This window comes from Kushneria aurantia DSM 21353 (assembly GCF_000382245.1).
Classification (GTDB): domain Bacteria; phylum Pseudomonadota; class Gammaproteobacteria; order Pseudomonadales; family Halomonadaceae; genus Kushneria; species Kushneria aurantia.
This window is the reverse complement of sequence record NZ_KB907880.1, coordinates 18853-43180: the sequence shown is the minus strand read 5'-3', so window position 1 is coordinate 43180 and position 24328 is coordinate 18853. Positions and strand designations below refer to the sequence as shown.

Annotated in this window: 22 protein-coding genes; 18 read left to right on the top strand and 4 right to left on the bottom strand. The window is 64.2% G+C overall.

Annotated features, from left to right (window positions below):
- Positions 1-66: 66 nt before the first annotated feature.
- From rpmA to murJ, 5 genes are all read left to right on the top strand, one after another.
- On the top strand, positions 67-324 hold the full coding sequence (gene rpmA, locus H146_RS0113095) for a 50S ribosomal protein L27 (protein ID WP_019952333.1): 258 nt from the start codon (positions 67-69) through the stop codon (positions 322-324).
- Positions 325-414: 90 nt separating this feature from the next.
- Positions 415-1608 carry an Obg family GTPase CgtA gene (gene cgtA, locus H146_RS0113090; protein WP_019952332.1) on the top strand — a complete coding sequence of 398 codons (1194 nt, stop codon included), beginning with the start codon at positions 415-417 and terminating at the stop codon, positions 1606-1608.
- Between the two features lie 22 nt (positions 1609-1630).
- Positions 1631-2788 carry a glutamate 5-kinase gene (proB, locus tag H146_RS0113085; RefSeq protein ID WP_019952331.1) on the top strand — a complete coding sequence of 386 codons (1158 nt, stop codon included), beginning with the start codon at positions 1631-1633 and terminating at the stop codon, positions 2786-2788.
- Positions 2789-2919: 131 nt separating this feature from the next.
- Complete coding sequence (gene rpsT, locus H146_RS0113080) at positions 2920-3186, top strand: 30S ribosomal protein S20 (protein ID WP_019952330.1); 267 nt, start codon at positions 2920-2922, stop codon at positions 3184-3186.
- 74 nt (positions 3187-3260) lie between these two features.
- Positions 3261-4823 carry a murein biosynthesis integral membrane protein MurJ gene (gene murJ, locus H146_RS0113075; RefSeq protein ID WP_019952329.1) on the top strand — a complete coding sequence of 521 codons (1563 nt, stop codon included), beginning with the start codon at positions 3261-3263 and terminating at the stop codon, positions 4821-4823.
- Here murJ and H146_RS0113070 read toward each other — a convergent pair.
- Both H146_RS0113070 and H146_RS0113065 read right to left on the bottom strand, forming a co-directional pair.
- Complete coding sequence (locus tag H146_RS0113070) at positions 4792-6612, bottom strand: ATP-binding response regulator (RefSeq protein WP_019952328.1); 1821 nt, start codon at positions 6610-6612, stop codon at positions 4792-4794. The genes murJ and H146_RS0113070 overlap by 32 nt on opposite strands.
- Entirely contained in the window at positions 6609-7205 is a 597-nt protein-coding gene (locus H146_RS0113065) for a response regulator (protein ID WP_019952327.1), read from the bottom strand. The genes H146_RS0113070 and H146_RS0113065 overlap by 4 nt, the downstream gene beginning before the upstream one ends.
- A gap of 131 nt (positions 7206-7336) precedes the next feature.
- On the opposite strand from H146_RS0113065, the gene H146_RS22340 reads away from it, so the two are divergent.
- The 11 genes from H146_RS22340 to H146_RS0113010 all read left to right on the top strand — a co-directional run bounded on the left by H146_RS22340 (position 7337) and on the right by H146_RS0113010 (position 19727).
- Complete coding sequence (locus H146_RS22340; RefSeq protein ID WP_281169621.1) at positions 7337-7942, top strand: GGDEF domain-containing protein; 606 nt, start codon at positions 7337-7339, stop codon at positions 7940-7942.
- A 128-nt stretch (positions 7943-8070) separates the two neighbouring features.
- Complete coding sequence (ribF, locus tag H146_RS0113055) at positions 8071-9126, top strand: bifunctional riboflavin kinase/FAD synthetase (protein ID WP_019952325.1); 1056 nt, start codon at positions 8071-8073, stop codon at positions 9124-9126.
- Between the two features lie 11 nt (positions 9127-9137).
- The gene (ileS, locus tag H146_RS0113050) at positions 9138-11987 is read left to right on the top strand and encodes an isoleucine--tRNA ligase (RefSeq protein ID WP_019952324.1); all 2850 of its coding nucleotides are present in this window, start codon (positions 9138-9140) and stop codon (positions 11985-11987) included.
- Positions 11980-12519, top strand: coding sequence for a signal peptidase II (lspA, locus tag H146_RS0113045; RefSeq protein WP_019952323.1), 540 nt, complete (start codon positions 11980-11982; stop codon positions 12517-12519). Before ileS ends, lspA begins: the two co-directional genes overlap by 8 nt.
- Complete coding sequence (gene fkpB / locus H146_RS0113040) at positions 12509-12991, top strand: FKBP-type peptidyl-prolyl cis-trans isomerase (protein ID WP_019952322.1); 483 nt, start codon at positions 12509-12511, stop codon at positions 12989-12991. Before lspA ends, fkpB begins: the two co-directional genes overlap by 11 nt.
- A gap of 92 nt (positions 12992-13083) precedes the next feature.
- Positions 13084-14037, top strand: a complete 954-nt coding sequence (ispH, locus tag H146_RS0113035; protein ID WP_019952321.1) for a 4-hydroxy-3-methylbut-2-enyl diphosphate reductase — start codon at positions 13084-13086, stop codon at positions 14035-14037.
- Positions 14038-14080: 43 nt separating this feature from the next.
- The gene (locus H146_RS0113030) at positions 14081-14554 is read left to right on the top strand and encodes a sterol desaturase family protein (protein ID WP_019952320.1); all 474 of its coding nucleotides are present in this window, start codon (positions 14081-14083) and stop codon (positions 14552-14554) included.
- Between the two features lie 119 nt (positions 14555-14673).
- Positions 14674-15243, top strand: a complete 570-nt coding sequence (gene pilV, locus H146_RS20310) for a type IV pilus modification protein PilV (RefSeq protein WP_019952319.1) — start codon at positions 14674-14676, stop codon at positions 15241-15243.
- Positions 15240-16148 carry a PilW family protein gene (locus H146_RS0113020; protein WP_019952318.1) on the top strand — a complete coding sequence of 303 codons (909 nt, stop codon included), beginning with the start codon at positions 15240-15242 and terminating at the stop codon, positions 16146-16148. Before pilV ends, H146_RS0113020 begins: the two co-directional genes overlap by 4 nt.
- Positions 16138-16638: a hypothetical protein gene (locus tag H146_RS0113015; protein ID WP_019952317.1), complete on the top strand. Its 501-nt coding sequence runs from the start codon at positions 16138-16140 to the stop codon at positions 16636-16638. The genes H146_RS0113020 and H146_RS0113015 overlap by 11 nt, the downstream gene beginning before the upstream one ends.
- Positions 16635-19727 carry a PilC/PilY family type IV pilus protein gene (locus H146_RS0113010; protein WP_026351976.1) on the top strand — a complete coding sequence of 1031 codons (3093 nt, stop codon included), beginning with the start codon at positions 16635-16637 and terminating at the stop codon, positions 19725-19727. The genes H146_RS0113015 and H146_RS0113010 overlap by 4 nt, the downstream gene beginning before the upstream one ends.
- A 9-nt stretch (positions 19728-19736) precedes the next feature.
- Here the strand turns inward: H146_RS0113010 and H146_RS0113005 are convergent, their stop codons facing one another.
- A complete protein-coding gene (locus H146_RS0113005) occupies positions 19737-20234 on the bottom strand; it encodes a GspH/FimT family pseudopilin (RefSeq protein ID WP_019952316.1) in 498 nt (165 codons plus the stop codon).
- Positions 20235-20427: 193 nt separating this feature from the next.
- Complete coding sequence (locus tag H146_RS0113000; RefSeq protein ID WP_019952315.1) at positions 20428-21273, bottom strand: AraC family transcriptional regulator; 846 nt, start codon at positions 21271-21273, stop codon at positions 20428-20430.
- A gap of 134 nt (positions 21274-21407) precedes the next feature.
- On the opposite strand from H146_RS0113000, the gene melA reads away from it, so the two are divergent.
- Positions 21408-22892 (top strand): alpha-glucosidase/alpha-galactosidase, encoded by a 1485-nt coding sequence (melA, locus tag H146_RS0112995; protein ID WP_019952314.1) that lies wholly within the window; start codon positions 21408-21410, stop codon positions 22890-22892.
- 61 nt (positions 22893-22953) lie between these two features.
- Entirely contained in the window at positions 22954-24285 is a 1332-nt protein-coding gene (locus H146_RS0112990) for an ABC transporter substrate-binding protein (protein WP_169433486.1), read from the top strand.
- The last annotated feature ends 43 nt before the right edge of the window (positions 24286-24328 follow it).

Here is a 24328-nt window from a genome sequence, read left to right as displayed (position 1 = left end):
GCAGGACGCTCTTTCGGCGTCGCCGGACTTTCCCGGCAATTTTCCGCATTTTCAGGAGGCAGCCTCATGGCACATAAAAAGGCCGCAGGTAGTACCCGTAACGGTCGCGACTCACAGTCCAAGCGCCTTGGCGTCAAGCTCTTCGGTGGTCAGCAGGCGTCTGCCGGCAGCATCATCGTGCGTCAGCGCGGCACTCGCTTCCACGCCGGTGAAGGCGTTGGTGTCGGTCGTGACTACACCCTCTTCGCCCTGCGCGATGGCGCGGTGAAGTTCGAGGTCAAGGGACCGAAAAAGCGCAAGCACGTCAGCATCGTCTCTGCCTGAGCGCGCTTGACCGTGATGAAAGGGCCCCGCTCAGGCGGGGCTTTTTTATATCCATGATCTGCCAGGGCGGCCAGCGCCGGGAGTAGTGGCATGCAGTTCGTCGATGAGGCCTCGATTACGGTCGAGGCAGGTAACGGGGGCAGCGGCTGCGTCAGCTTTCGCCGCGAGAAGTACGTGCCGCGCGGTGGCCCCGATGGCGGCGACGGTGGCCACGGCGGCAGTGTTGTGCTGATCGGTGATGAGTCGCTCAACACCCTGGTCGATTTCAAGTTTCAGCGCTTTTACAAGGCGGCCAACGGCCAGCCCGGTCGCGGCAGCCAGATGAACGGTCGTCAGGGGGAGGATCTGCTGGTTCAGGTGCCGGTGGGCACTACCGTGATCGATGTCGATACCCTGGAGGTGATTGGTGATATCACCGAGGTGGGGCAGCAGCTCAAGGTCGCCCAGGGAGGGCGCCGTGGTATGGGCAATGTCCACTTCAAGTCCTCCACCAACCGCGCACCGCGTCAGAGCGTGCCGGCGGGCGAGGGTGATCGGCGTCAACTGCGCCTTGAAATGAAGGTGATGGCCGATGTGGGGCTATTGGGCATGCCCAACGCCGGCAAGTCGACCCTGATTCGTGCCGTGTCGGCGGCGAAGCCGAAGGTAGCGGACTACCCCTTTACCACCCTGGTGCCCAATCTCGGTGTGGTGCAGCTGGGGCGCCACGAGCACTTCGTGATGGCCGATATTCCCGGCCTGATCGAGGGCGCCGCCGACGGCGCCGGGCTTGGCCTGCGCTTTCTCAAGCACCTCACCCGCACCCGGCTGCTGCTGCATGTCATCGATCTGGCGCCCTTCGACGAGAGCGATCCGGCCGAGGCGGCGGAGAAGATCATTCACGAACTGGCGCGTTTCTCGCCGGCGCTGGCCGACAGTCCCCGCTGGCTGGTACTCAACAAGTGCGACCTGCTCGACGACGAACAGTGCGCGGCGATCGAGATGCGTATCGTCGAGCGCCTCGACTGGCAGGGGCCGATCTTTCGCATCGCCGCCATTGCCGGTCAGGGCACTGACGAACTGGTGCAGGCGGTGCACCGCTGGCTGACCGAGCAGCGCCGGCTGGAGCAGGAAGACGAGGCCTTCGCCGAGCGCATGCGTGCTGTGCGCAGCCGGATGGAGGAGGAAGCGGTGGCGCGCACCGAGGCGCGATTGGCCTTCATGGCCGGGCGCAAGCGCCGCGATGAAGACGATGATGACGACTTCGACGACGATCACGACGTCGAGGTCGAGTACCGCCCCTGAGCGAGCAGGAGTAACTACCGCCATGACGGATGCCACGGTGACTCGACCCGCTGCCGCCCGCGACGCCGTGAGCGGTGCGCGCCGGGTAGTGGTCAAGATCGGCAGTTCGCTGCTGACCGATGACGGTCGCGGCCTCGATGAGCGCGCGATCGGCGAATGGGTCGATCAGCTTGCCGAACTTCACGCGCGTGGTGTCGAGGTGGTGCTGGTCTCCTCCGGCGCGGTGGCCGAGGGTATGGTGCGCCTGGGCTGGCAGGTGCGCCCTTCGGCGCTGCACGATCTACAGGCCGCCGCCGCGGTGGGGCAGACCGGGCTGGTGCGCAGCTACGAGGATCACTTTGCTCGCCACGGCGTGCGCACCGCCCAGATTCTGCTGACGCATGACGATCTTTCCAATCGCAAGCGCTACCTCAACGCTCGCTCGGCGCTGCGCACCCTGCTCGGCCTCGGCGTGGTGCCGATCGTCAACGAAAACGACACCGTGGTCACCGACGAGATTCGCTTCGGCGACAATGACACCCTCGGTGCGCTGGTGGTCAATCTGCTGGAGGCGGATGCGCTGGTTATCCTGACCGATCAGGAGGGGCTATACGATGCCGACCCGCGCAGCAATCCGGAAGCCGCGCTGATCGGCGAGGGCAAGGCCGACGATCCACGCTGGGCGGTGGTGGCCGGTGACGGCGGCCGGCTGGGGCGTGGCGGCATGGCCACCAAGGTGCGGGCGGCGCGACTGGCGGCGCGCTCCGGGGCGCTGACCCTGATCGCCAGCGGCCATCAACCGCACGTACTGTCACGGCTGCTCGACGGGGAGTCGGTCGGCACGCTGCTGACCCCGGATCACGCCCCGATAACCGCGCGCAAGCGCTGGTTGGCAGGGCAGCTTCAGGTGCGCGGGCGGTTGACGCTGGATGACGGCGCGGTGCGCCAGCTGCGCCGCCAGGGATCCAGCCTGCTGGCGGTGGGGGTGGTCGCCGTCGAGGGCGAGTTTCGCCGCGGCGATATGGTACTCTGCGTCGATAGCGTCGGCGAGCCGGTCGCCAAGGGGCTGGTCAACTACGATGCCTTCGACGCTCGCCGTATTCAGGGCGTCGCGAGTCGTGATATCGCCGCTCAGCTGGGCTACATCGAGGCGCCGGAGCTGATCCACCGCGACAATATGGTGATCATCGGCGCTGATTGATCGTTCAGCGTACGCTGGCGACTGGCATTGCCGTGTCGGCGCTGATAGAATGCTGCACCCTTGTGATGAAGGTGCCCGCTCAAGAGGCGCTTTTTGATAATTCTCAACGTCCAGACTCCAGGGAGTAGACGATGGCCAATACCCGTCAGGCGCGTAAGCGCGCGCTTCAGGCCGAACAGCGCCGCCGCCACAACGCCTCGCAGCGTTCCATGGTGCGCACTCACGTCAAGCGCGTGATCAAGGCGATCAACACCGGCGACCACGCCGCTGCCATGGCCGAGTTCCGTACCGCGCAGCGCGTCATCGACCGCATTGCCGACAAGCCCGCTTTTGACAAAAAACGGGCCGCTCGCGTCAAGAGCCGCCTCAACGCGCGCATCAAGGCGCTGGCAGCCTGACTTCGGATGCCTGCCCGAGGGAACGAAAAAACCGGCTTAGGCCGGTTTTTTCGTCTTATAAAGGTGAATGAGCCATGAGTGACGAGGTGATTCGCAGGGGTACCGGGCTTTTGCGCTCCGGCCTGGTGGTGGGGGTGATGACCATGATGTCGCGCGTGCTGGGACTGGCGCGGGATGTGGTGATCGCTACGCTGTTCGGCGCCGGCAGCGGCGCCGATGCCTTCTTCATTGCCTTTCGCATTCCCAACTTTCTGCGTCGTCTGTTCGCCGAGGGCGCCTTCAACCAGGCCTTTGTGCCGATTCTTTCCGAGTACGCCAGCCAGCGCGAGCGGTGCGAGGTGCGCGAGCTGCTCGACGCCACCGCCGGAAGCCTGGCCGTGGTGCTGGTGGCGATCACCGCAATCGCCATCGCCGGTGCCCCCTGGCTGGTGTGGCTGTTCGCCCCCGGCTTTCACAGCGACGAGCCCGGCAAACTGGCGCTGACCGCCGAAATGCTGCAGATCACCTTTCCCTATCTGCTGCTGATTTCGCTGACCGCCTTCAGCGGCAGCGTGCTCAACAGCTACGGGCGCTTCGCGGTGCCGGCCTTCACGCCGGTGCTGCTCAACCTGTCGATGATCGGCGCGGCGCTGTGGCTGGCGCCGCTGCTCGAGGTGCCGATCATGTCGCTTGCCTGGGGCGTGCTGATCGCCGGCATCGCCCAGCTGCTGTTCCAGATTCCCTTCCTGACCCGCATCGGCCTGCTGCCGCGCTTTCGCCCTGCCTTTCGCCACGAGGGGGTGCGCCGCATTCTGCGCCTGATGGGGCCGGCGATGTTCGGCGTGTCGGTGTCGCAGATCAATCTGCTGCTGGATACCGTGCTCGCCTCACTGCTGGTGGGCGGCAGCGTCTCCTGGCTCTACTACTCCGACCGGCTGGTGGAGCTGCCGCTGGGCGTGTTCGGCGTGGCCATCGGCACCGTGATACTGCCGGCGCTGTCGCGCCAGCACGCCACCGACGATCCGACCCACTTTGCGCGCATGATCGACTGGGGCATTCGCGCCGTGCTGCTGATCGGCGTGCCGGCGGCGTTGGCGCTGATCGTGCTGGCCGAGCCGCTTTTGATCACGCTGTTCCACTACGGCGCGATGACCGATCATGACATCAATATGGCGGCGATGAGCCTGCGCGCCTATGCGCTGGGACTGATCGCCTTCATGCTGATCAAGGTGCTGGCACCGGGCTACTACGCCCGCCAGGACACCAAAACGCCGGTCACCATCGGCATTATCGCCATGGTCGCCAATATGGTCTTCAACCTGATCCTGATGTGGCCGCTGGCCCATGCCGGGCTGGCGTTGGCTACCGCGCTGTCGGCCTGGCTCAACGCCGGTCTGCTGGCCCGCGGGCTGATCCGCCGCGGCGTACTGCGGTTCCAGCCCGGTTGGGGGCGACTTGCGCTGCAGTTGACGGTGGGCTGTGCGCTACTGGGCGCACTGTTGCTGCTGGTATCACCCGGCTGGCAGCAGTGGCTTGAGTGGGGTATCGCCGGCCGGCTGGGGGTGCTGGGTGGTCTGATTGCGGCCTCCGTGGTGGTCTATTTCGGATGGCTGGGGCTGGCCGGCGTCAGGGTGCGTCACTTTCGGCTGAGGGGCTGAGAGAAGGTGTCCGTTCCGGCAGCATTGTTTTCAGTGTCTGCTGCAGGGCGGCTGCCGAGACCGGTTTGTGCAGCAGCGGCAGTTCGCTGGATGCCGCCTCGCGCAGCCGTTCGGGGGCCGTGTCGCCGGTAATCAGGAGCGCCGGTACATCGGCATGGAAATGCTCGCGCAGATGTCGAATGACACTCACGCCGTTCTGTTCTTCACGCAGGCGGTAGTCGCAGATGATCGCTTCCGGCGGTGTCGGCCAGTCGAGGGCCAGCGCTTCGTCGAGGGAGCCGGCCTCGCGGGTATTGCAGCCCCAGCCGCTCAGCAGCAGGTGCATGCCCAGCCGCACGGCGCTGTCATCGTCCAACACCAGCAGCCGACGTCCGACCAGCGACTGCTCCAGGCTGCCAGCCGATTCGCCATCGATATCCGGCGCCGGCCCTTCGGTGGCGCACGCCACCATCAGTCGAAAAAGACTGCCGCGCCCCGGCCGTGAGCGCAGCGTCAGCGTGTGGCCCAGCGAGTGCGCCAGCCCTCGGGCGATCGCCAGCCCCAGTCCCAGCCCCTTGCTGCGGTCGCGCTCCGGATTGCCCAGCTGGTGGAACTCGCGAAAAATATCCTGATGCTGATCGGGGGCGATGCCGATACCGGTATCGATCACCTCGATCGATACACACCCGGTGCGCCTGCGACAGGCGACCAGCAGGCCGCCGCTTTCGGTGTAGCGAATGGCGTTGGCAATCAGATTGCGCAGGATAAGCTCCAGCAGCGCCGGGTCGGAGATGACGGCAAGTCGCGTCTCACGCGTACGATAGACCAGTCCGCGGGCGTCGGCCTGGGGGGCCAGTTCGCTCTCCAGCTTGTAGAGCAGCGGCTGCAGCGCACAGAAGCGTCGCCGCGGTTTGATGACTCCGGCCTCGATGCGTGAAAAGTCGAGCAGGGTGTTGAGCATCTCCGCCGAGCCTTGATGGGCGCTTCTGGCACTGTCGAGCACATGATGCTGGGTGACGTTCAGGGCACTGAAGGAGAGCGTTTCCAGAAACAGTCCGAGGGCATGGATCGGCTGGCGCAGGTCGTGGCTGGCGGCGGCGAGAAAGCGCGATTTGGCTCGATTGGCCTGCTCGGCCTGTTCACGGGCGGCGCTGGCCGTTGCTTTTTCGGTCTCCAGCCGCGCGACCAGATCGAGATTGGCAAAACGCAGCGTGATCGAATCGTTGAGACCTCGTCCTACCAGCCTGGCCTGCCAGTATTGGCCGAGTACATAGATCAGACAGCAGATGCCCATGGCCTTGTAGGCCAGCCCATCCAACCATAAAAAACCGCTCGTGGTCAGTACCAGGTTGGGGGCGATAAACGTCAGATAGAGCGTCATGAAGGGCGAGAGCATCGCCACCGCGTTGCTGCTGATGGCCGCCATCAGCGCCAGCAGCAGGGCAAAGGCAGCAGGACTGACACCATCGCGCAGCACGATCCAGCTCAGGGCCCCCCACATCACGCCTTCGAGCCCCTTGAAGAGCAGCAGCCAGTGAAGCAGGGCCATGACACGCTCAGCGCTGAACCCTCGCTGCAGCCAGTAGCGCGAAAACACAACCACTGTGACGCGCAGCGCCATGAAGGCCGGATACCAGAGCAGCAGCGCCAGATGATAGTGGCGCCACAGGGGCGCCTCGGGATTGTTAATGGAAAACCAGAAGACTCCCAGCAGCAGCGTCGACAGTAACAGACCGATCGGCAGCGACTGACCGATGCCGCCCAGCACCAGCTGCAGGCGTTCGATGTCGACCCTCTGGTCGCCGGTCAAAGCGTCAGCCCCAGGCGGTGCGAGGCAAAAATCGCCTCCGAGCGGCTGGAGACCTGCAGGGCTGCCAGAATGGCCTGCACGTGACCGCGTACCGTGTGCTCCGAGAGGCCCATATGGCGGCCGATCGCCTTGTTCGACAGCCCCTGGCAAAGCAGCGTCAGCACATCGCGCTGGCGGGGTGTCAGTTTCGGTCGTGCACCGATCTCACCGGAAACGGCGCTTGCGGGAGGATTGCTGTTCAGCAGGGTGCCCACCTGCAACAGCAGGCGCTCGGGGGTTTCGGTCTTGGCAATAAAGGCCAGCGCGCCTCGCTCGACCGCTTCGCTTATGGTGGCGGGCAGGTCGAAGGCGGAGAGCATGGCGATTCGCGCGGTCGGCCATTTCTGTTTCAGCAGAGTAATGCCTTCAAGCCCGCTCAATCCCTGCAGTCTGATATCCAGCAGCAGCAGATGGGGGGCGGCGACCTGCAGGCTCAGGGTCTCTTCAAGCGAGGCGGTCTGCAGAATATCGACGTGTTCCAGCCCGGCCGACAGCATCATGGCGATGCCGCAGCGAAAGAGGGCGTGGTCGTCTATCAGCAGGATGGTCTTCATGGCGCTATCAAAGCGCCTTCCGGCATGTCGGGCAAGCAGTCCTGATGGACTATGGGCAACTTTTGCCGGGCAACATACCGTATATCGGCCATACCCCGGCAGATCATTACCTCCGGAGACTCGGCGTGGATATGCTTCCAGACCCGCCACCCGACATACGTCGCCAGCGCCGTCGAGGGCGAATATTTCTGCTGGCCTTCTGTACGACCAATCTTGTGCTGTTGCTGCTGTTGTTGCTGCTGCTGGTTCATCAGCAGGGGGATACGCGGGCGGATATGGACCGCTATGTGCAGCTCGATGGTTTGTTGGCCGGGCGCCAGAATGCCGTCCGCGAGATTCGCGCTGCGCTGCAGCAGAGCCATCCCGCCGGTGATGTGCTGTTGAAAACCCTTGTGGAGCGGCTGAGACAGTGCGATCAGAGGGCCATGCCGTTTCGGCTGGGCGGCGATGAGTTCGCCGTACTTTTGCCCTGCCGAGACGACAGCGGCGTTGCCGACTACTGCAGGCAGCTGATGGAGACGGTGGCGGCGCCTCCCTGCCCGCATCCCGCCCATCCCGACAGCGATCGGGTCACGGTGAGCGTGGGCGCCACGCTTTTCGAGGCCAGCCACGAGGCGCTGACAAGGGCCTATGGCGCCGCCGACGGGGCGCTCTATGCGGTCAAGTCGCGCGGGCGCGGCGACTGGCTGCTGGCCTCGGCGACAGCGCCGTGTTTCTCATTGGCGCAGAGCGTCTGAGCGCGGTCGTATCACAACACCCCGGCCATGCCGCTGGCGTGGCCGGTACCGGCACTGCGGCACGCTTATCCGGCTGATAAGCCTCGCCGGCTTCGCTATAATGCCCCCTTTGATGCCGGTGAGGGCCCATGGAACTGATCAGAGGCTTGCACAACCTGCGCCCCCGACACCGGGGCAGCGTCGTTACCATCGGCAATTTTGACGGCGTGCATCGCGGCCACCAGGCGATTCTCGACCAGCTTGGCGCCCACGCCCGCCGCCTCGGGCTGCCCGCCGTGGTAGTGGTGTTCGAGCCGCAGCCGCGTGAATATTTCGCCGGCGAACAGGCCCCGCCGCGGCTCACCCGGCTGGCCGACAAGGTACGGCTGCTGGCCGATTACGGTGCCGACCGGGTGCTCTGCCTGCCGTTCAACCGTCGGCTGCGCGAGCTGTCGGCGCGGGATTTCATCGAGCGGGTACTGATCGAGGGGCTGGGAGTGCGCCACCTGGTGGTCGGTGACGACTTCCGTTTTGGCTGCGACCGCGCCGGCGATTTCGATCTGCTGCGCGACATCGGTGCGCAGCGCGGCTTCGAGGTCGAGCATACGCGCACCTTCATGCTTTCCGGCGAGCGCGTCTCCAGCAGCCGGGTGCGCACCCTGCTGGCGTCGGGTAACTTCGAGCAGGCGGCGCGGCTGCTGGGCCGCCCCTTCGCGATAGCCGGCCGGGTGGTGCAGGATCGCCAGCTGGGGCGTACCATCGGCGTACCGACCGCCAACATCCCGCTGCTGAACAGACCGTTGATGCTGCGCGGCGTACTGGCTGCCGTGACCCGGCTGGAAGATGGCCGCGAGATCAAGGGCGTGCTCAACATCGGCTGGCGGCCCACGGTGGGCTCGCATCGGCCGGTGCTGGAGGTGCATCTTTTCGATTTCGATGAATCGCTCTACGGTCAGCGGCTGTCGGTGATGCCCTGCGCTCGCCTGCGCGGCGAGGAGACCTTCGACTCCATCGAGGCGCTCAAGCGACGCATCCATCTCGATCTTGACCAGGCGCGCGACTACTTTCGCCGCCACCCGGCGTCGGCGGCGCAGCGTCCTGCGCTCGCCTCGGCGCCGCTGACTTCGCCGCATGGCGACAGCGCCGGCGGACGCAGCACCCACACCCATTCGGGCAGTGCCCCCGACATCCACAGTGACGGCTGACCAATCAGGCTATGAGCGACTACAAGCACACGTTGAATCTGCCCCATACCGATTTCCCCATGCGTGGCATGCTGCCCAAACAGGAGCCGGGCCGGGTCTCGCGGTGGCAGGACATGAATCTGTACCAGCGCCTGCGTGAAGCGCGCGCCGGTGCCCCACTGTTTGTGCTGCACGATGGCCCGCCCTACGCCAATGGCAGCATTCATATCGGTCATGCGCTCGACAAGATCCTCAAGGATATCGTGGTCAAGTCGAAAACCCTGGCCGGTTTCGATGCCCCCTATGTGCCGGGTTGGGACTGCCACGGCCTGCCTATCGAGCACAAGGTCGAGACCACCCACGGCAAGCACCTGCCCGCCGACCAGGCCCGCGCGCTGTGCCGCGAGTATGCCGCCGCCCAGGTCGAGGTGCAGAAAGAGGGCTTCGTGCGTCTTGGCGTCCAGGGCGACTGGGACCACCCCTATCTGACCATGAACTTCGCCAACGAGGCGGGCGAGATTCGCGCCCTGGCCGAGATGGTCAAGGGGGGCTATGTGTTCAAGGGGCTCAAGCCGGTCAACTGGTGCTTCGACTGCGGCTCGGCGCTGGCCGAGGCGGAGGTCGAGTATCAGGACAAGCAGTCCGATGCGATCGACGTCGCCTTCCCCTGCGCCCAGCCCGAGGCGCTGGCCGCGGCCTTCGGCCTTGACACGCTGCCCGGGTCGGCCAGCGCGGTGATCTGGACCACCACCCCCTGGACCATTCCGGCCAACCAGGCGATGAACGTGCACCCGGAGTTCACCTACGCCCTGGTCGATACCGGCGAGCGCCTGCTGCTGCTGGCCGAGGCGCTGGTGGAGAGCTGCCTTGCGCGTTACGGACTTGAGGGCGAGACGCTTGCCACCGCGCCCGGCGCGAGCCTGGAACACATCGCCTTCGAGCATCCGCTGGCCACGGTCGACGCAGGCTATGCGCGGCGCTCGCCGCTCTATCTGGCCGACTACGTCGAGCTGGGCGCGGGTACCGGCATCGTGCACTCGGCGCCGGCCTACGGCGAGGATGACTTCCACTCCTGCCGCCGTTACGGCATGAGCTTCGACGAGATCCTCAATCCGGTGCAGGGCAACGGTGTCTATGTCGATGATCTCGCGCTGTTCGGCGGCATGATGATCTGGAAGGCCAATCCGCAGATCGTCACCGCCCTGGAAGAGGCTGGAGCGCTGCTGGCGCACGACGAGATCACTCACAGTTATATGCACTGCTGGCGCCACAAGACGCCGGTGATCTATCGCGCCACGGCGCAGTGGTTCGTCGGCATGGATATCCGCGGCCGGGAAGGTAAAACGCTTCGCGAGCAGGCGCTGGCGGGTATCGAGGCCACGCAGTTCACGCCGAGCTGGGGCAAGGCGCGGCTGCACAGCATGATCGCCAATCGCCCCGACTGGTGCATCTCGCGCCAGCGCAGCTGGGGGGTGCCGATCCCGTTCTTCCTGCACAAGGCCAGCGGCGAGCTGCATCCGCGCACCGTCGAGCTGATGGAGGCGGTGGCAAGCCGCGTCGAGGTCGAAGGGATCGAGGCCTGGTTCAAGCTCGACCCCAGCGAGCTGCTGGGCGACGAGGCCGATCAGTACGAGAAGGTCACCGATACCCTTGATGTTTGGTTCGACTCGGGAACCACCCACTTTCATGTGCTGCGTGGCTCGCACCCGCTCGGTCACGCGGAGGGGCCGCGTGCGGATCTCTATCTCGAGGGGTCGGATCAGCACCGCGGCTGGTTCCACTCGTCTTTGCTGACCGGCTGCGCGATCGACGGCCATGCCCCCTACAGGGCGCTTTTGACCCATGGTTTCACGGTCGACGAGAAGGGTCGCAAGCAGTCCAAGTCGCTGGGCAATGTGGTGGCGCCACAAAAGGTCATCGATACCCTGGGCGCCGATATTCTGCGCCTGTGGGTCGCCTCGACCGACTATTCCGGCGAAATGGCCGTTTCCGATGAGATATTGAAGCGTACGGCCGATGTGTATCGCCGCATTCGCAACACCTCGCGCTTTCTGCTCGGCAACCTGACCGGTTTCGAGCCGGCGCGTGACATGGTGGCGTTCGAGGAGATGATTGCGTTGGATCGCTGGGTGGTGGACCGCGCCGCCCTGCTGCAGGAGAGCGTCGAGGCGGCTTACGCCGAGTATCGCTTCCGTGACATCTACCAGCAGGTGCATGACTTCTGTGCCCGCGATCTCGGCGGCTTCTACCTGGATGTGATCAAGGATCGTCAGTACACCACCCAGCCCGACTCGCTGGCGCGCAGAAGCTGCCAGAGCGCGCTCTATCACGTCATCGAAGCGCTGTCGCGCTGGATCGCACCGATCCTGTCGTTTACCGCCGAGGAGATTCACGAGCATATCCCCGGTGCGCGCAGCGACTCCATCTTTCTGGAAACCTTCTACGACGGTCTGGCCAGGCTGCCGGCGGATGCCGAAATGGGGCGCGACTTCTGGGAGACGGTGCTGGCGGTCAAGCACGCGGTCAACAAACGTCTCGAAGAGGCGCGCAACGACGGGCTGATCAAGGGCGCGCTGGATAGTGAGGTGACCCTGTTCGTTGACGAGGCCCAGCGTGCGCTGCTGGAAAAGCTCGGTGATGAGCTGCGCTTTGTACTGATCACCTCCGAAGCGACGCTCAGACCACTGAATGAGGGCGCTGATGCCCAGCCGACCGAGCTTGAGGGGCTCAAGCTGGCGGTGCGCCTGAGCCCATATGAGAAGGATGAGCGCAGTTGGGAGCGGCGTGCCGATGTGGGGGCCGATCCTGCGCATCCGACGCTGTCGGCCCGCTCCATCGCCAACCTGCCCGGCGGCCCGGGCGAGGTGCGTCGCTATGCCTGAGCGCGGGCAGGTTAGTCGCTACGCCCATGCGCGCTACACCCTGCGCTGGCTTTTGCTGTCGGTGCTGGTGATTGCGCTCGACCTGGCGCTCAAGGCCTGGGCCAGCGCCGCGTTAATCTATGCCCGGCCGCTGGAGGTGACGCCCTTTTTCAATCTGACGCTTCTGCACAACACCGGCGCGGCCTTCAGTTTTCTCGCCGAGCATGCCGGCTGGCAGCGCTGGTTGTTTGCCCTCGTGGCGATGGTCGCGGTCACGGCGCTGACGATCTGGCTGGCGCGGCTGTCGCGTTACGAGCGGCTGATGCCGATCTCGATCGCGCTGATCATCGGCGGCGCGCTGGGCAACCTGTTCGATCGCCTGGTGCACGGCTATGTCATCGACTATCTCTCCTTCCACTGGCAGGGCTGGTACTACCCGGCCTTCAATCTGGCGGATGCAGCGATCACCGTCGGCGCGATCGGCATCATCATCGAATCCTTCCGCGCCGGCAGAAGAGAGCGCGCGCAGACGGAGCAACACCATGAGCGGTGAGGGTCATATGAAAAGTGAATCGGGTGAACTGCCGGCAGGCGACCATACGACGGTGACTATTCACTTCACGCTACGACTCGAGGACGGCAGCGAAGTGGATACCACCCGTGGCAAGCGCGCCGCCGAGTTCGCGTTCGGCGACGGCAACCTGCCGCCGGGATTCGAAAAGCCGATTCGCGGCATGCGCGCCGGTGACACCCGCACGGTCGAGGTGGCTCCCGAGCACGCCTTCGGCCCCTGGAATCCGCACAACGTGCAGAGGCTCAAGCGCAGCGATTTCAGCAATCAGGACGAGCTGGAGGAGGGTGTGGTGATGTCCTTTGCCGACCCTGCCGGCGGCGGCGAGCTGCCCGGCGTGGTGCGCGCCATGGATGAGCAGGGCGTGGAGGTGGACTTCAATCATCCACTGGCCGGGCGCACTCTCACTTTCGAGGTCGAGGTGCTGGAGGTGGCGCCTGCCGCCACCCACTGACGCATCGCATCGCGCGCTATTCGCCCGCGACCGTCGCAGTGTGCGACACTGACTCATCCCTTTCCGCCAGTTTTTCAACAGTGAGGTGGCCCATGCAGATCAGGCTGGCCAATCCACGTGGTTTCTGCGCCGGCGTCGACCGCGCCATCGATATCGTCGACCGGGCGATCGATGTGTTCGGCGCGCCCATCTATGTGCGCCATGAAGTGGTACATAACCGCTACGTAGTCGACACGCTGCGCGATCGCGGCGCCATCTTCGTCGAGGAGCTCGACGAGATTCCCGACGACAACATCGTGATCTTCTCCGCCCACGGTGTTTCCAGGGCGGTGCAGCAGGAGGCCGAGCGGCGCGGCCTGCGTATCTTCGATGCCACCTGTCCGCTGGTGACCAAGGTGCACATGGAGGTGTTGCGCTACGCCAAACGCGGCCGTGAGTGCATCCTGATCGGCCATGCCGGCCACCCCGAGGTGGAAGGCACCATGGGGCGCTATGACGCCAGCTACGGCGGTGCCATCTATCTGGTCGAGGATGAAGAGGATGCCCGCCAGCTGCAGGTGAAGGATCCTGCCAATCTCTCCTTCGTGACCCAGACGACGCTGTCGATGGATGACACCTCGAAGGTGATCGATGCCCTGCGCGAGACCTTTCCGGCGATCCAGGGGCCGCGCAAGGACGATATCTGCTATGCCACCCAGAACCGTCAGGATGCGGTGCGGATACTCGCCGAGCAGTGCGATGTGGTGCTGGTGGTGGGCAGTGCCAACAGCTCCAACTCCAACCGGCTGGCCGAGCTTTCGCAGCGCATGGGTACCCCCGCCTGGCTGATCGACAACGCTGAAACGATGCAGGCCGAGTGGTTCGAGAACTGCGCTACCGTAGGCGTTACCGCCGGTGCCAGCGCTCCCGAGGTGCTGGTCGAGGGCGTGATTGCCCGGCTGCGCGAGCTGGGCGGCAGTGCGCCGGAAGAGATCGCCGGGCGCGAGGAGACGATTACCTTCACCATGCCGCGCGAGCTGCGCGAAAAGGTGATCGCCAGCGCCTGAGCCGCGCCGCCGGCGAGCGGCGTGAAATACCCGGGAGAGAGTGATGCTGGATCTGCTGCTGTGGATAGCGCTGTTTCTGGTCGGCCTTGGCGGCATGGAGGTCGTCGCCTGGCTGACCCATCGCTACGTCATGCACGGTTTTTTGTGGTGCTGGCACAAGTCGCACCACAGCGAGCGCCACGGCGCCTTCGAACTCAACGACCTCTTTGCCGTGGTGTTCGCGCTGCCGTCGGTGGTGCTGATCTATTTCGGTCTCAACGGCTATCCGCTGCTGTTGGCACTGGGGCTGGGAATTGCCGCCTACGGGCTGGTTTACTTCATGTTCCACGATGGCCTGGTGCACCGGCGCTTTCCGGTGCCCTTCGACCGTCAGCGCGCCTTCTGGAAAAAGCGCATTCAGGCCCACCGCCTGCACCACGCGGTGGAGACCAGAGAGGGCGCGGTCTCCTTCGGTTTTCTGCTGGTGCGCCCCGTGTCGAAGCTGAAACAGGAGCTGGCATCACGCCGGCGACGCTGAAACGGCGTCTGCTTTCTGCCCTGCCACTCTGCCCTCTGCCTGCGCTTCAGTTCTCCTTCGCAATGCCGATAAAACGATAGATATCGATTTCTCTATCGACTCTCCCAATCGGCATCGCCATGTTTCGTTATCCCGTTAAAGACAGGCAGCACGGCTTCTCACTGCTGGAAGCGCTGGTCGCACTGGTGGTGCTCAGCGTGGGGGCGCTGGGTGTCATCGGGCTGGTGGTGAGCGCCCAGCAGAGCAACGAGCAGGCGCTGCAGCGCGGGCGCGCCACTCTGCTGGTCAACGATATGCTGGAGCGCATCCGCGCCAATGCCACCAGCGAAGCGCTGGCGGTCTACGCCGTTGGCGAGGGTGCCAGTGCGCCCATCGGCGGCGGTCAACAGGCGGGAGGTATCGATTGCCGCGGCCGTTGGGAGCCCTGCAGCAGCATCGAAATGGCACGCTCCGATCTCGAGGACTGGGAGCGCCAGATCTCGCCGGCCAACAATGACGGCCTGCCCGACGCCCGCGCCTGTATCAGCAGCGACGGCGCGACCCCGGTCAGCCAGGTGACGGTCAGCCTGGTGTGGCAGGGTACCGGCCCCGGCGCCGCGTCGAATAACTGCGGCAGCAGTGATATTGCCAACGCTCGCCAGGGTGTCGCCATCAGTAGCCGCTTTTTCGTGGAAGAGGAGACGTCATGAGGCGCGCGTCCCTCGACCGGCATCGCCAGGGGGGCGCCACCCTGCTGGAGCTGATGATCGCCATGGCCATCGGCGCCGTGGTAGTCGCCGGCATGGTGATGCTTTACATGCAGACCAGCCGGGCCTTCGTGCAGCAGCAGGCGATGGCCGATCTACAGGCGCGCGGGCGGCTCGCGACCCAGCTGATCGCCGGCGACCTGCGTCAGAGCGGTTTCTGGGGCGAGGTCATTGCTCCCGAAGTACCCGATGACATCGCCAACGACGACTTCCCTGCCAATGCCGGCTTTGATCTGTTCGCTATCGAAAACGCCCTGCCGGTATGGGGAGGCAACGCCGAGGAGGCGGGCAGAATCGGGCTGCCGATGGCGGACAGCATGATACCGGGATCGCAGGCCGTGGGCGTGCGCTATGCCAACGAAAGCCGAGGGCCCTGCCTTGATGTCGATGACAATCGCAGGCTGACGGTCTCGACCGGCAGCTGCACGCACTGGCGGCTGGCCCAGGCGCTTTATCATCTGCGCCGGGTCGACGGCGGTGCGCCGGCGCTCTATGTCACCCGCCGCGGCAGTGGCAATGCCTCGGAGACGAGTGAGGTGGTGCGCTATGTGGAACGTCTCGAGGTGGAGTGGGGGATCGACAGCAACCGGGACGGCAGCGCCGATCATTTCTTTTCCGGCAACGGCGTCGAAGCGCGCAGCTGGTCGATAAACGCCTGGCGGCAGGTGGTGGCGGCGCGTCTTTATGTGCTGGTACGCAGCGAGCGCCCGGTACTCAATGCACCGGCGCGTGACTTCATGATCGGCGGGCAGTCTGTCACCCGTGATGACGGCTATCTGCGTCGCCTGTTCACCACCACCGTGACGATCCGCAACAACCGTTTGAGGCAACAGGGCAATGGCTACTGAGATCCGGCGCCAGGGCGGCTTTGCGCTGCTGATCGGCCTGATACTGCTCTCCGGCATGACGCTGCTGGCGCTGTCGTTGGTGCAGCGTGGCCTGCTGGATACCCGCTTCGCCTATCGGGCGATGGAGGGTACCACCGATTTTCAACAGCAGGAGGGCAGCCTCGAGAGCCGGCGCGGCGATATCGATGAGCTGGTACGCGATCACCTGGACCTGGCCTGTGGTCAGCAGTATGCCGCCACCGGCAGTGAGCGCCTCGAGATGCGCCAGCTGTGCGACACGGCGCGCATGCCGACGCCCCCGGCTGAAATACGCGAGCATCTCGAGCGTCGCTATTCCACCAGCTTTGGCGCCCGCGACAACCAGGGGCTGAGTAACTTCCGCTACTTCGAGCTGCGCGCCGAGCCGCCGGCGGCTGACGGCGGCAATAGCGGCGGCAACGACAATCTCTATCAGGGCATTCTCAGCCTGGGAACGGGAGGCGCCTCGTGAGAATTCGCCAGTTCATGCGGCGGGCACTGCTGCTGGTGCTGCTGCCCGCTTCGGGGTGGGCCGACGACGTCGATATTTATCTGCCCGAATACCAGGCCGAGGGGCTGGGCGGCCAGCCGCAGGTGATGGTGATTTTCGATACGTCCTTCAGTATGGGCCAGGAGGAGCCGACCGACAGCGGATCGAGAACGCGCATCGCCATTGCCCGCGATATCGTCTCCGATCTTGTGCGTCAGTATCCGGGGGTCAATTTTGCATTAACGGCGTTCAACGACAATTACATCAGCGACTGCACTCCGCAAGGCTGTGTAGAGATCAATAACGGTGGCCGCGTTGTGCAGGGCTTCCCCGCCAGCGCGATCCAGAGTGGCGATGAGCGCCAGCAGCTGCTGTCAATGGTTGCGGCGCTGCAAAACAATGCCTCGACACCGCTATGCGAAACCATGTCCGAGGTGTATCGCTATTTCATCGGTGAAGAGGTGCAATACGGCCTTGAGTCAGGCGGCGTGCCGCCCGAGCGGGATCAGTCGCCCAGCGTCGAACAAAGCGGGCGTTATGTGTCGCCCCTGCGCCCCTGCGAAAACGTTTACGTCATCTACATGACGGATGGTCTACCGCAGTTTGATACCCGCGCCAATGAGTATGTCAAAAACCTGTTGGGGCCCGGCGCGTCATGCGATATCTACGAGGCCGCTTTTGATGAGCGGATCGAAAACTGCCTGCCGCAGCTGACGGCTTTCATGGCCAATCACGATCTCGCCGACGGTGAAAACGGTCGACCGCAGCTTGCCGGCGACCAGCGCGCCTATACCTTTACCCTCGGCTTCAATACCGATCAGCAGCTGCTGCTGGATGCCGCTCAACCGCCGGACGGGATCGAAAGGGGCTACTATACCGCTCGCAACAGCGAACAGCTCACCAGAGCCTTCGGCGATATTCTGGGCGATATCATCGACAACGAGATACGTCAGGAGAACTACTCCGCCGCTTCCAATGTGGCCGGGACGCGCAATCTCGAGGGCGTTTACCGCTCGCTTTTTCTGCCCCGCAGCTACCTGCCCTGGACGGGCAATCTCAAGAAGTTTGCTTTCGAGAGCGACGGTAGCAGCGAGAAAGACAATATCAGCGAGCGCGATCTATGGAGTCGCGGAACGACCGAACAGCAGGCGCCGGGCGCTGTGATGCAGGGCGGCGCCGGTGCGCGGCTGCTCGACAAGGTAGTGAGTGACTCGGGCGGTTATCTTGGTAACCGAACCAACTTCTATACTGATATGGGGCCTGACGGCCTGCTCGATCTGCACGCCATAGGCGCTGACGATCAGCGCTGGCAGACGTTGCAGACCCTGTTTGAAGCGCTTCACCCCCGCGCCGCACAGACGCTTGCCGAGGCCCCCTACGGTCGCTGGGATATCGATATGCGCAACCTGGGTGACTGGCTGATGGGGTTCGATGTGACCGATGCCAGCGAGACCGAAGCGCGCGCCTGGATGATGGGCGATATCCTGCATTCGCGGCCGCTGGCGATCAACTACGGCTGCGCCGGGAGCCTCGACAATTGTGGCGAAAGCGATCAGCGCCTGCGGGTTTTCGTGGGCACCAATGAAGGCGTGCTGCACGCCTTCGATGACAGCAGCGGTATAGAACAGTGGGCCTTCTGGCCGCAGGAGAGCGCCGCCATGGCGGTCTATCGCATGCTCAATGCCGATGCGGTTTACCCCTGGCCGGACGGGGACGACGACACCCGCTATATCGAGCAGTCGGCCCGCTATGGCATTGATGGCAGCCCGGTTGCCTGGCTTGACTACCGTGAGGAGGTCAACGACAGCGGCCAGCGCCGCCGCCGGCTGGAGGAGGCGATCCTCACCTTTGGCTTTCGTCGCGGCGGGCGCGGCTATTACGGTCTCGATGTCACGCAGATGGATCGCCCGCAGCTCAAGTGGCGCGCCATGGAGAAGCACTGGGGGCAGAGCTGGTCGACGCCGGTAGCGGCGCAGCTCAGGATCGAGCGTCGCCGTCTGAATGAGACAAATACTGTTGAAACGCCTGTTTTCATGTTCGGTGGCGGCTACGATATCGCCTACGACAGCGGCCTGCCGGCCGCCAGCGCACTGGGCGCGAGTTTTAACGTGTTGAATGCCCGCAGCGGCGAAATCGTCAGCCAGCTGACCCATAACGAACTGGTCGACAGCGTCGCCGCTGATATTACGCCGGTAGACCGCGACTTCGACGGCCGCCCGGATGGCGCCTTTTTCGGCGATGTGGGGGGTAACGTCTGGTTTGCCGATCTCGCCGACAGCGACAATTGGACGCTGCGCCGGGTCGCAACTCTCGGACGCCACGCCGGTAGCGGTGCCGCCGACCGGCGTTTTTTCAATCGTGCCAACCTGGTACGCACCTACATCGACCGTCGGCCGGTGGATCTTTTGCTGATCGGCAGCGGCAACCGCGCCGCGCCGCTCGTGCCGTCGACACAGAACGCCTTTTATATTCTCGAAGTGTCACCCTGGCTGAACGGCACCGCAGCGCCGCCGCCACTCAGCGACGATAAGCTGACAAATGTGGTCGCCAATGATGCCCGGCCGCTGCTGAGGGTGCCCAGCAGTGAAGATGCCCGGGGCAATGAGCGCTTCAGCGATGAGGATGCCCGGGGCTTCAAGGGCTGGCGGCTGACGCTGCCGCCCGGCGACAAGGTGTTTTCCGACGCTTCCACCGTGGGTGGCAGTACGCTCTTTACCACCTACACCCCCACCAGTGCGGCGAGTATGTGCGAAGTGGCCGCCGGGCGCAGCACCCTGTTCGGCTTCCGGCTGCCCCGCTTCGTCGTCAACGAGCAGGGTGTCCGCGTTCAGCAGGCGGGGGAGGTCAACCAGACCGGGATGGGGCGCTATATTCAGGACACACCCTCCCTGCTGGTACGTGACGAAGGCGTCAGCGTGCTCGGTAACAGCGCCATCGATGCCGTCAACAGTGTGCTGAAAGACGGCGGCAGCGAGGATGGCCGCAGCTGCGGTGACTATGATGCCGAGGAGGGGCGCTTCAGCTCCTGCCGGATCAGTGAGTCGGTATGGTGGCGGCAGGGGCAGCAGTGACTGCCACCGTCAAGTACCGCAGTAGACGCCGGCGGCGACGCTTTCGTGGCGGATGCGGCCCAGCCGGTTGATGACGATGCGCTTCGCTCTGTCGGCACGGTCGGCGCAGACGTAAAAGGAGCCGTTGAGCATGGCGCTGGCCAGCCGCGGTGAGAAGTGCAGTCTGTTTCTGAAACCGTGCCAGTAGACGGCAAGGCGGTTGTCGACCCTGAGGCGCTGTACGATGTTGCCACTGGCGTTGAGCAGCAGTGCGTAGCGCCAATCGGCATCACGATTTTTACCGCAGCGCTGGCCGTCGCCACTGCCACATAGCGTCCAGTGTCGCCCGCTCTCCAGCGCCCCACTGCGTGCCTGCTGGACCAACCCCGTCAGGGCATGCGACTGCTGATTGATGCGGGCGTTGAGCTGCCACCGCTGCAGCGCCGGCAGCCCGAACGTTGCCAGCAGCGCGACAAGCATGACGGCGACCAGCATCTCGGCCAGGCTTACCCCTTTTTGTGACTGCATGACCTTCCTCCCGCCCGTTTTGTTTTGTGGTGACAAGGTACCCAACGGCAGGGAGAGGTAGAACCTTCAGTCGCCGGAGATGCTTTATCGGTGGCGGTGAGAAGACTTTGCTGCCACCCCGAGGCGCTGAAAGTCCTGATGTCACAGTAACCTGTCCGTTCCGCTGAGTTTGTCGCGCCTTGCCCGAGACGTTTCAGTTCGCCGTGGTGGAGAGATACATCCCGGTGGTGCGGAACTCTGTCGGGGTAATACCGAAGTAGCGTTTGAACGCCTTGGCAAAATAGTTGGCATCGGCGAAGCCACACTGGCGTGCGATCTCGCGCACGCTGGACTCCTGCTCGGCCAGTAGACGACTCGCTCGCCGCATGCGCTTGTGCATGATGAATTCGCCGGGGGGCTGTCCCCTGCAGGTGGTGAAATAGCGTGTGAAGTGTGCCCGGCTCATACCGGCCAGCGAGGCCAGCGCTTCCACCGAGATGGGCCGGTCGAGGTGTTCACGGATGTAGTCGAGCACCTGCTGCAGTTTGTCATCGAGACCTTCACGGTCCCGGCCGTTGGCCCCCATGACATCGTCATAAAGCACCATCAGGGCATGATAGACCAGTGCGGAGGCGTGACCGCTGGCACGGGCCTCACCCTCGAGCAGTGATAGACAGCAGCCTGCCAGGGCGTCGACAGTGCCTTGCGCGGGGCGATAGGCCGGTCCGACCGCTCGCTGCAGCATGCGCTGCAGGCGCAGCGCCTCCTGGCCTGCGGTGGCCAGCCAGAAAAAGTGCCAGGGCTGCCCCGCTTCGGCCCAGTAGCGATGATTGCCGGGGATATCAACGATCATCAGGGTACCCGCCGGCAGACTGTAGTCGCGATGTTCGAAATTCAGGTAGCCCGTCCCTGCCAGGCTGTACTGCAGCACCGTGAACGGCAGCCGCCCGCGTTTCAGTCCGTCCCAGTAATAGCCGCTGTCATCGCGCCTCTCGCAGCCGGCGCTGGTGGGCATGACGTGCAATCGATGGCGCCCGCGCGGTAGCGAGATGGTTTTCATGGCGGGCGATATAGCCTTTAGTCGCGATAGCACAAAAATACTCCTGCCGGCACAAATATCCTCTATTCGGCGCTCATGGACCTCCATAAATTGCCCTGCATGGGCTTTGGCGATATCGCAATGGAGACAAATGTATGAGCACAACATTCAAGATAGCCGTTATTGGCGGCGGCAGCCTGGGCTTTACGCGCAAGCTTTTCGCCGACATCCTGGCGGTCCCCGAGCTGCACAATATCGAGTTTGCCCTCACCGATATCGATGCGCACAAACTGGAGCAGGTGCGCGAACTGCTCGACCGTATCGTCGAGGCCAACCGCCTGCCCACTCGGGTCACAGCCAGTACCGACCGTCGAGTGGCGCTGGCGGACGCGCGCTATGTCATCAACTGCTCACGCATCGGCGGTCTGGAGGCCTACCGCAGCGATATCGAAATTCCGCTGAAGTACGGTGTCGATCAGTGCGTCGGCGATACCATCTGCGCCGGCGGACTTCTCTACGGGCAGCGCAATGTGCCGGCGCTGCTCGATTTCTGTCGCGATATCAACGAAGTCGCGGAAAGCGATGCGCTGCTGCTCAACTACGCCAACCCGATGGCAATCAATACCTGGGTGGCGCTCGAGTACGGCCGCGTCAATACCGTGGGGCTGTGTCACGGGGTGCAGAACGGCTGGCGTCAGATCGCCGAGGCGCTGGGCACGACGAAGGACGAGGTGGATATCTTCTGCACCGGCATCAACCACCAGACCTGGTACACGGATATCCGCCTGCGCGGCCGGCGTGTCGGCCGTGACGAGCTGATCGAGGCGTTCGAGCGCCATCCGCAGTTTTCCCGCGAGGAGAAGGTGCGCATCGATGTGCTCAAGCGCTTTGGCTACTACTCCACCGAATCGAACGGCCACCTTTCGGAGTATCTCCCCTGGTATCGCAAGGGTGAGGACAACATTCGCCGCTGGATCGATCTGTCGGACTGGATTCACGGCGAAACCGGCGGCTATCTGCGCTACTGCACCGAGAATCAGCACTGGTTCGAGGAGACCTTCCCCGAATTTCTGGAGCGCGCCGGTCAGCCTCTCGACCCCGCCCGACGTACCGATGAGCACGCCAGTCACATCATCGAAGCGCTGGAGACCGGACGTGTCTACCGCGGCCATTTCAACGTCAGAAATCGCGGCGTGATTACCAATCTCGCCGACGACGCCATCATCGAGTCGCCCGGTTTTGTCGATCGTTTCGGCATCAACATGGTCGCCGACGTGACCCTGCCCGGCGCCTGTGCGGCGAGCTGTACGGCATCGATCAACGTGCAGCGGCTGGCGGTGGAGGCGGCGATATCCGGCGATATCGACAAGCTCAAGCTGGCCGTGCTGCACGACCCGCTGGTGGGCGCGCTGTGCACGCCTGACGAGGTGTGGGCGATGGTCGACGAGATGGTGGTCGCCCAGGCGCAGTGGCTGCCGCAGTATGCCGGCGAGATCGATGCCGCGCGCGAGCGCATGCGCCACTCGAAGGTGGCAACGCGCGACTGGCAGGGCGCGGCGCGGCTGCCGGTACGCGATGTCGAGACCCTGCGTCGCGAGCGTAGCGGCCAGCAGCGGCCGCTGGGTCAGGGCATCGAATAGCCTGTCGATTATCACAAGGAGCCGCCGTAAGCGGACGATTGAGCGTGGGGAGGTACTTACAATGCGATATCCTTCAATGAAATATCTGACCCCTCTGGTGCTGGGCAGCCTGCTGATGCTGAGCGGCTGCTCGGGAGGCAGTGAGGATCAGCAGACCGCCAGCGACACCGGCGATAAGCCGTCCGCCGACAGTAAAACGGTGATCTCGCTGTGGTGGGACGTGGCCGGCGGCCGCGACGACCCCCTCTATGCCGGCTGGTACAGGCTGCTCGACCGCTATCAGCAGCTGCATCCCGAGGTCAGTTTCGATACCCAGTCGCTGCCCTATGACCAGATGCGCCAGAAAATGACCAATGCGGTGATGGCGGGCAATCCGCCGGATGTTGTCATCGGGCTGGACTCGTGGCTGCCCGATCTCTATCGCATGAACGCACTGCCCGATCTGAGCAGTGACATCGCCCAGTGGCCGGAGTCCAAACAGATTTACGACTCGGTATGGTCGGCGCTGACCATCAACCAGGAGATCATCGCTTTCCCGCTCTATGTGGGCCTGCGTGCCACCCTCTACCATCACGACGATCTCGACCGGGCCGGCATCGAGGCGCCGCCCGAGACCTGGCAGCAGCTGCTGACGATGGCGCCGCAGTTGAAAGAGAGCGGCGTGAAATATCCCTATGGCATCTCCACTGATGCCGCGCGCGGTCCGCAGGAGCTGGCGATCTATCTGTGGGGCAATGACCTGTCGATCGCCACGCGCAAGGGGGAGGGGCGGTATCGCAACGACTGGCAGGACGACCCCGCGACGCTGGCGCGTGCCAGTGAAGTGTTCGGTTTTTACCGCGACCTGCTCGACAGCGGCGCCATCGGCCGGGTGCAGGCCAACTGGAGCTACCAGGACCTGGACCAGAATCTGGCGCTCGGCAACGTCGCCATCACCCAGGACGGCAGCTGGATCAGTGAATATACCCAGACCAACCCGGACAGCATGGCCGATCTGCGCGTCGGTGGGGTGCCGGTCTACAACCGCACGCCGGTCACCTTCCTCGAAGTGCGGCCGGGCATCACCTTCCGCAAGTCACCTCACCACGAGGCCGCCGTCGAGTTTCTCAAGTGGGCCGATAGCGCCGAAGCGCAGCGCCTTTACGCCGCCAATCGATCGCCGCGGCGAGACGTGGTGGTCGACGATCAGTGGGGAAAAGGCTTCTCGGCACTGATTCAGTACGGCCGCAGCTGGCCGCCGGTGCCGCTCGGCGCCATCAACAAGGCGATGTCGGAAGCCATCCAGCGTGTCCTGATTGGCGACAGCTCGCCGCGCGATACTGCCATCTGGCTTTCCGATCAGATCAATCAGTCGCTGAAGGATAACGGCCTGTTCGCCGAATCCGGTTCCTGAAAGTCGTTGTCGGCGACGCCCCGGGCAGGAGCGTTCGCCGCCA

Bases quoted from the DNA above. Each gene is read 5' to 3' on its own strand.
- rpsT (WP_019952330.1), top strand. From the start codon at position 2,920: ATGGCCAATACCCGTCAGGCGCGTAAGCGCGCGCTTCAGGCCGAACAG.
- H146_RS0113020 (WP_019952318.1), top strand. From the start codon at position 15,240: ATGAGGCGCGCGTCCCTCGACCGGCATCGCCAGGGGGGCGCCACCCTG.
- H146_RS0113000 (WP_019952315.1), bottom strand. From the start codon at position 21,273: ATGAAAACCATCTCGCTACCGCGCGGGCGCCATCGATTGCACGTCATG.
- lspA (WP_019952323.1), top strand. From the start codon at position 11,980: ATGCCTGAGCGCGGGCAGGTTAGTCGCTACGCCCATGCGCGCTACACC.
- H146_RS0113015 (WP_019952317.1), top strand. From the start codon at position 16,138: ATGGCTACTGAGATCCGGCGCCAGGGCGGCTTTGCGCTGCTGATCGGC.
- pilV (WP_019952319.1), top strand. From the start codon at position 14,674: ATGTTTCGTTATCCCGTTAAAGACAGGCAGCACGGCTTCTCACTGCTG.
- proB (WP_019952331.1), top strand. From the start codon at position 1,631: ATGACGGATGCCACGGTGACTCGACCCGCTGCCGCCCGCGACGCCGTG.
- H146_RS0113065 (WP_019952327.1), bottom strand. From the start codon at position 7,205: ATGAAGACCATCCTGCTGATAGACGACCACGCCCTCTTTCGCTGCGGC.
- rpmA (WP_019952333.1), top strand. From the start codon at position 67: ATGGCACATAAAAAGGCCGCAGGTAGTACCCGTAACGGTCGCGACTCA.
- H146_RS0112990 (WP_169433486.1), top strand. From the start codon at position 22,954: ATGCGATATCCTTCAATGAAATATCTGACCCCTCTGGTGCTGGGCAGC.
- H146_RS22340 (WP_281169621.1), top strand. From the start codon at position 7,337: ATGCTTCCAGACCCGCCACCCGACATACGTCGCCAGCGCCGTCGAGGG.
- melA (WP_019952314.1), top strand. From the start codon at position 21,408: ATGAGCACAACATTCAAGATAGCCGTTATTGGCGGCGGCAGCCTGGGC.
- ileS (WP_019952324.1), top strand. From the start codon at position 9,138: ATGAGCGACTACAAGCACACGTTGAATCTGCCCCATACCGATTTCCCC.
- murJ (WP_019952329.1), top strand. From the start codon at position 3,261: ATGAGTGACGAGGTGATTCGCAGGGGTACCGGGCTTTTGCGCTCCGGC.
- ribF (WP_019952325.1), top strand. From the start codon at position 8,071: ATGGAACTGATCAGAGGCTTGCACAACCTGCGCCCCCGACACCGGGGC.
- cgtA (WP_019952332.1), top strand. From the start codon at position 415: ATGCAGTTCGTCGATGAGGCCTCGATTACGGTCGAGGCAGGTAACGGG.
- H146_RS0113030 (WP_019952320.1), top strand. From the start codon at position 14,081: ATGCTGGATCTGCTGCTGTGGATAGCGCTGTTTCTGGTCGGCCTTGGC.
- H146_RS0113005 (WP_019952316.1), bottom strand. From the start codon at position 20,234: ATGCAGTCACAAAAAGGGGTAAGCCTGGCCGAGATGCTGGTCGCCGTC.
- ispH (WP_019952321.1), top strand. From the start codon at position 13,084: ATGCAGATCAGGCTGGCCAATCCACGTGGTTTCTGCGCCGGCGTCGAC.
- fkpB (WP_019952322.1), top strand. From the start codon at position 12,509: ATGAGCGGTGAGGGTCATATGAAAAGTGAATCGGGTGAACTGCCGGCA.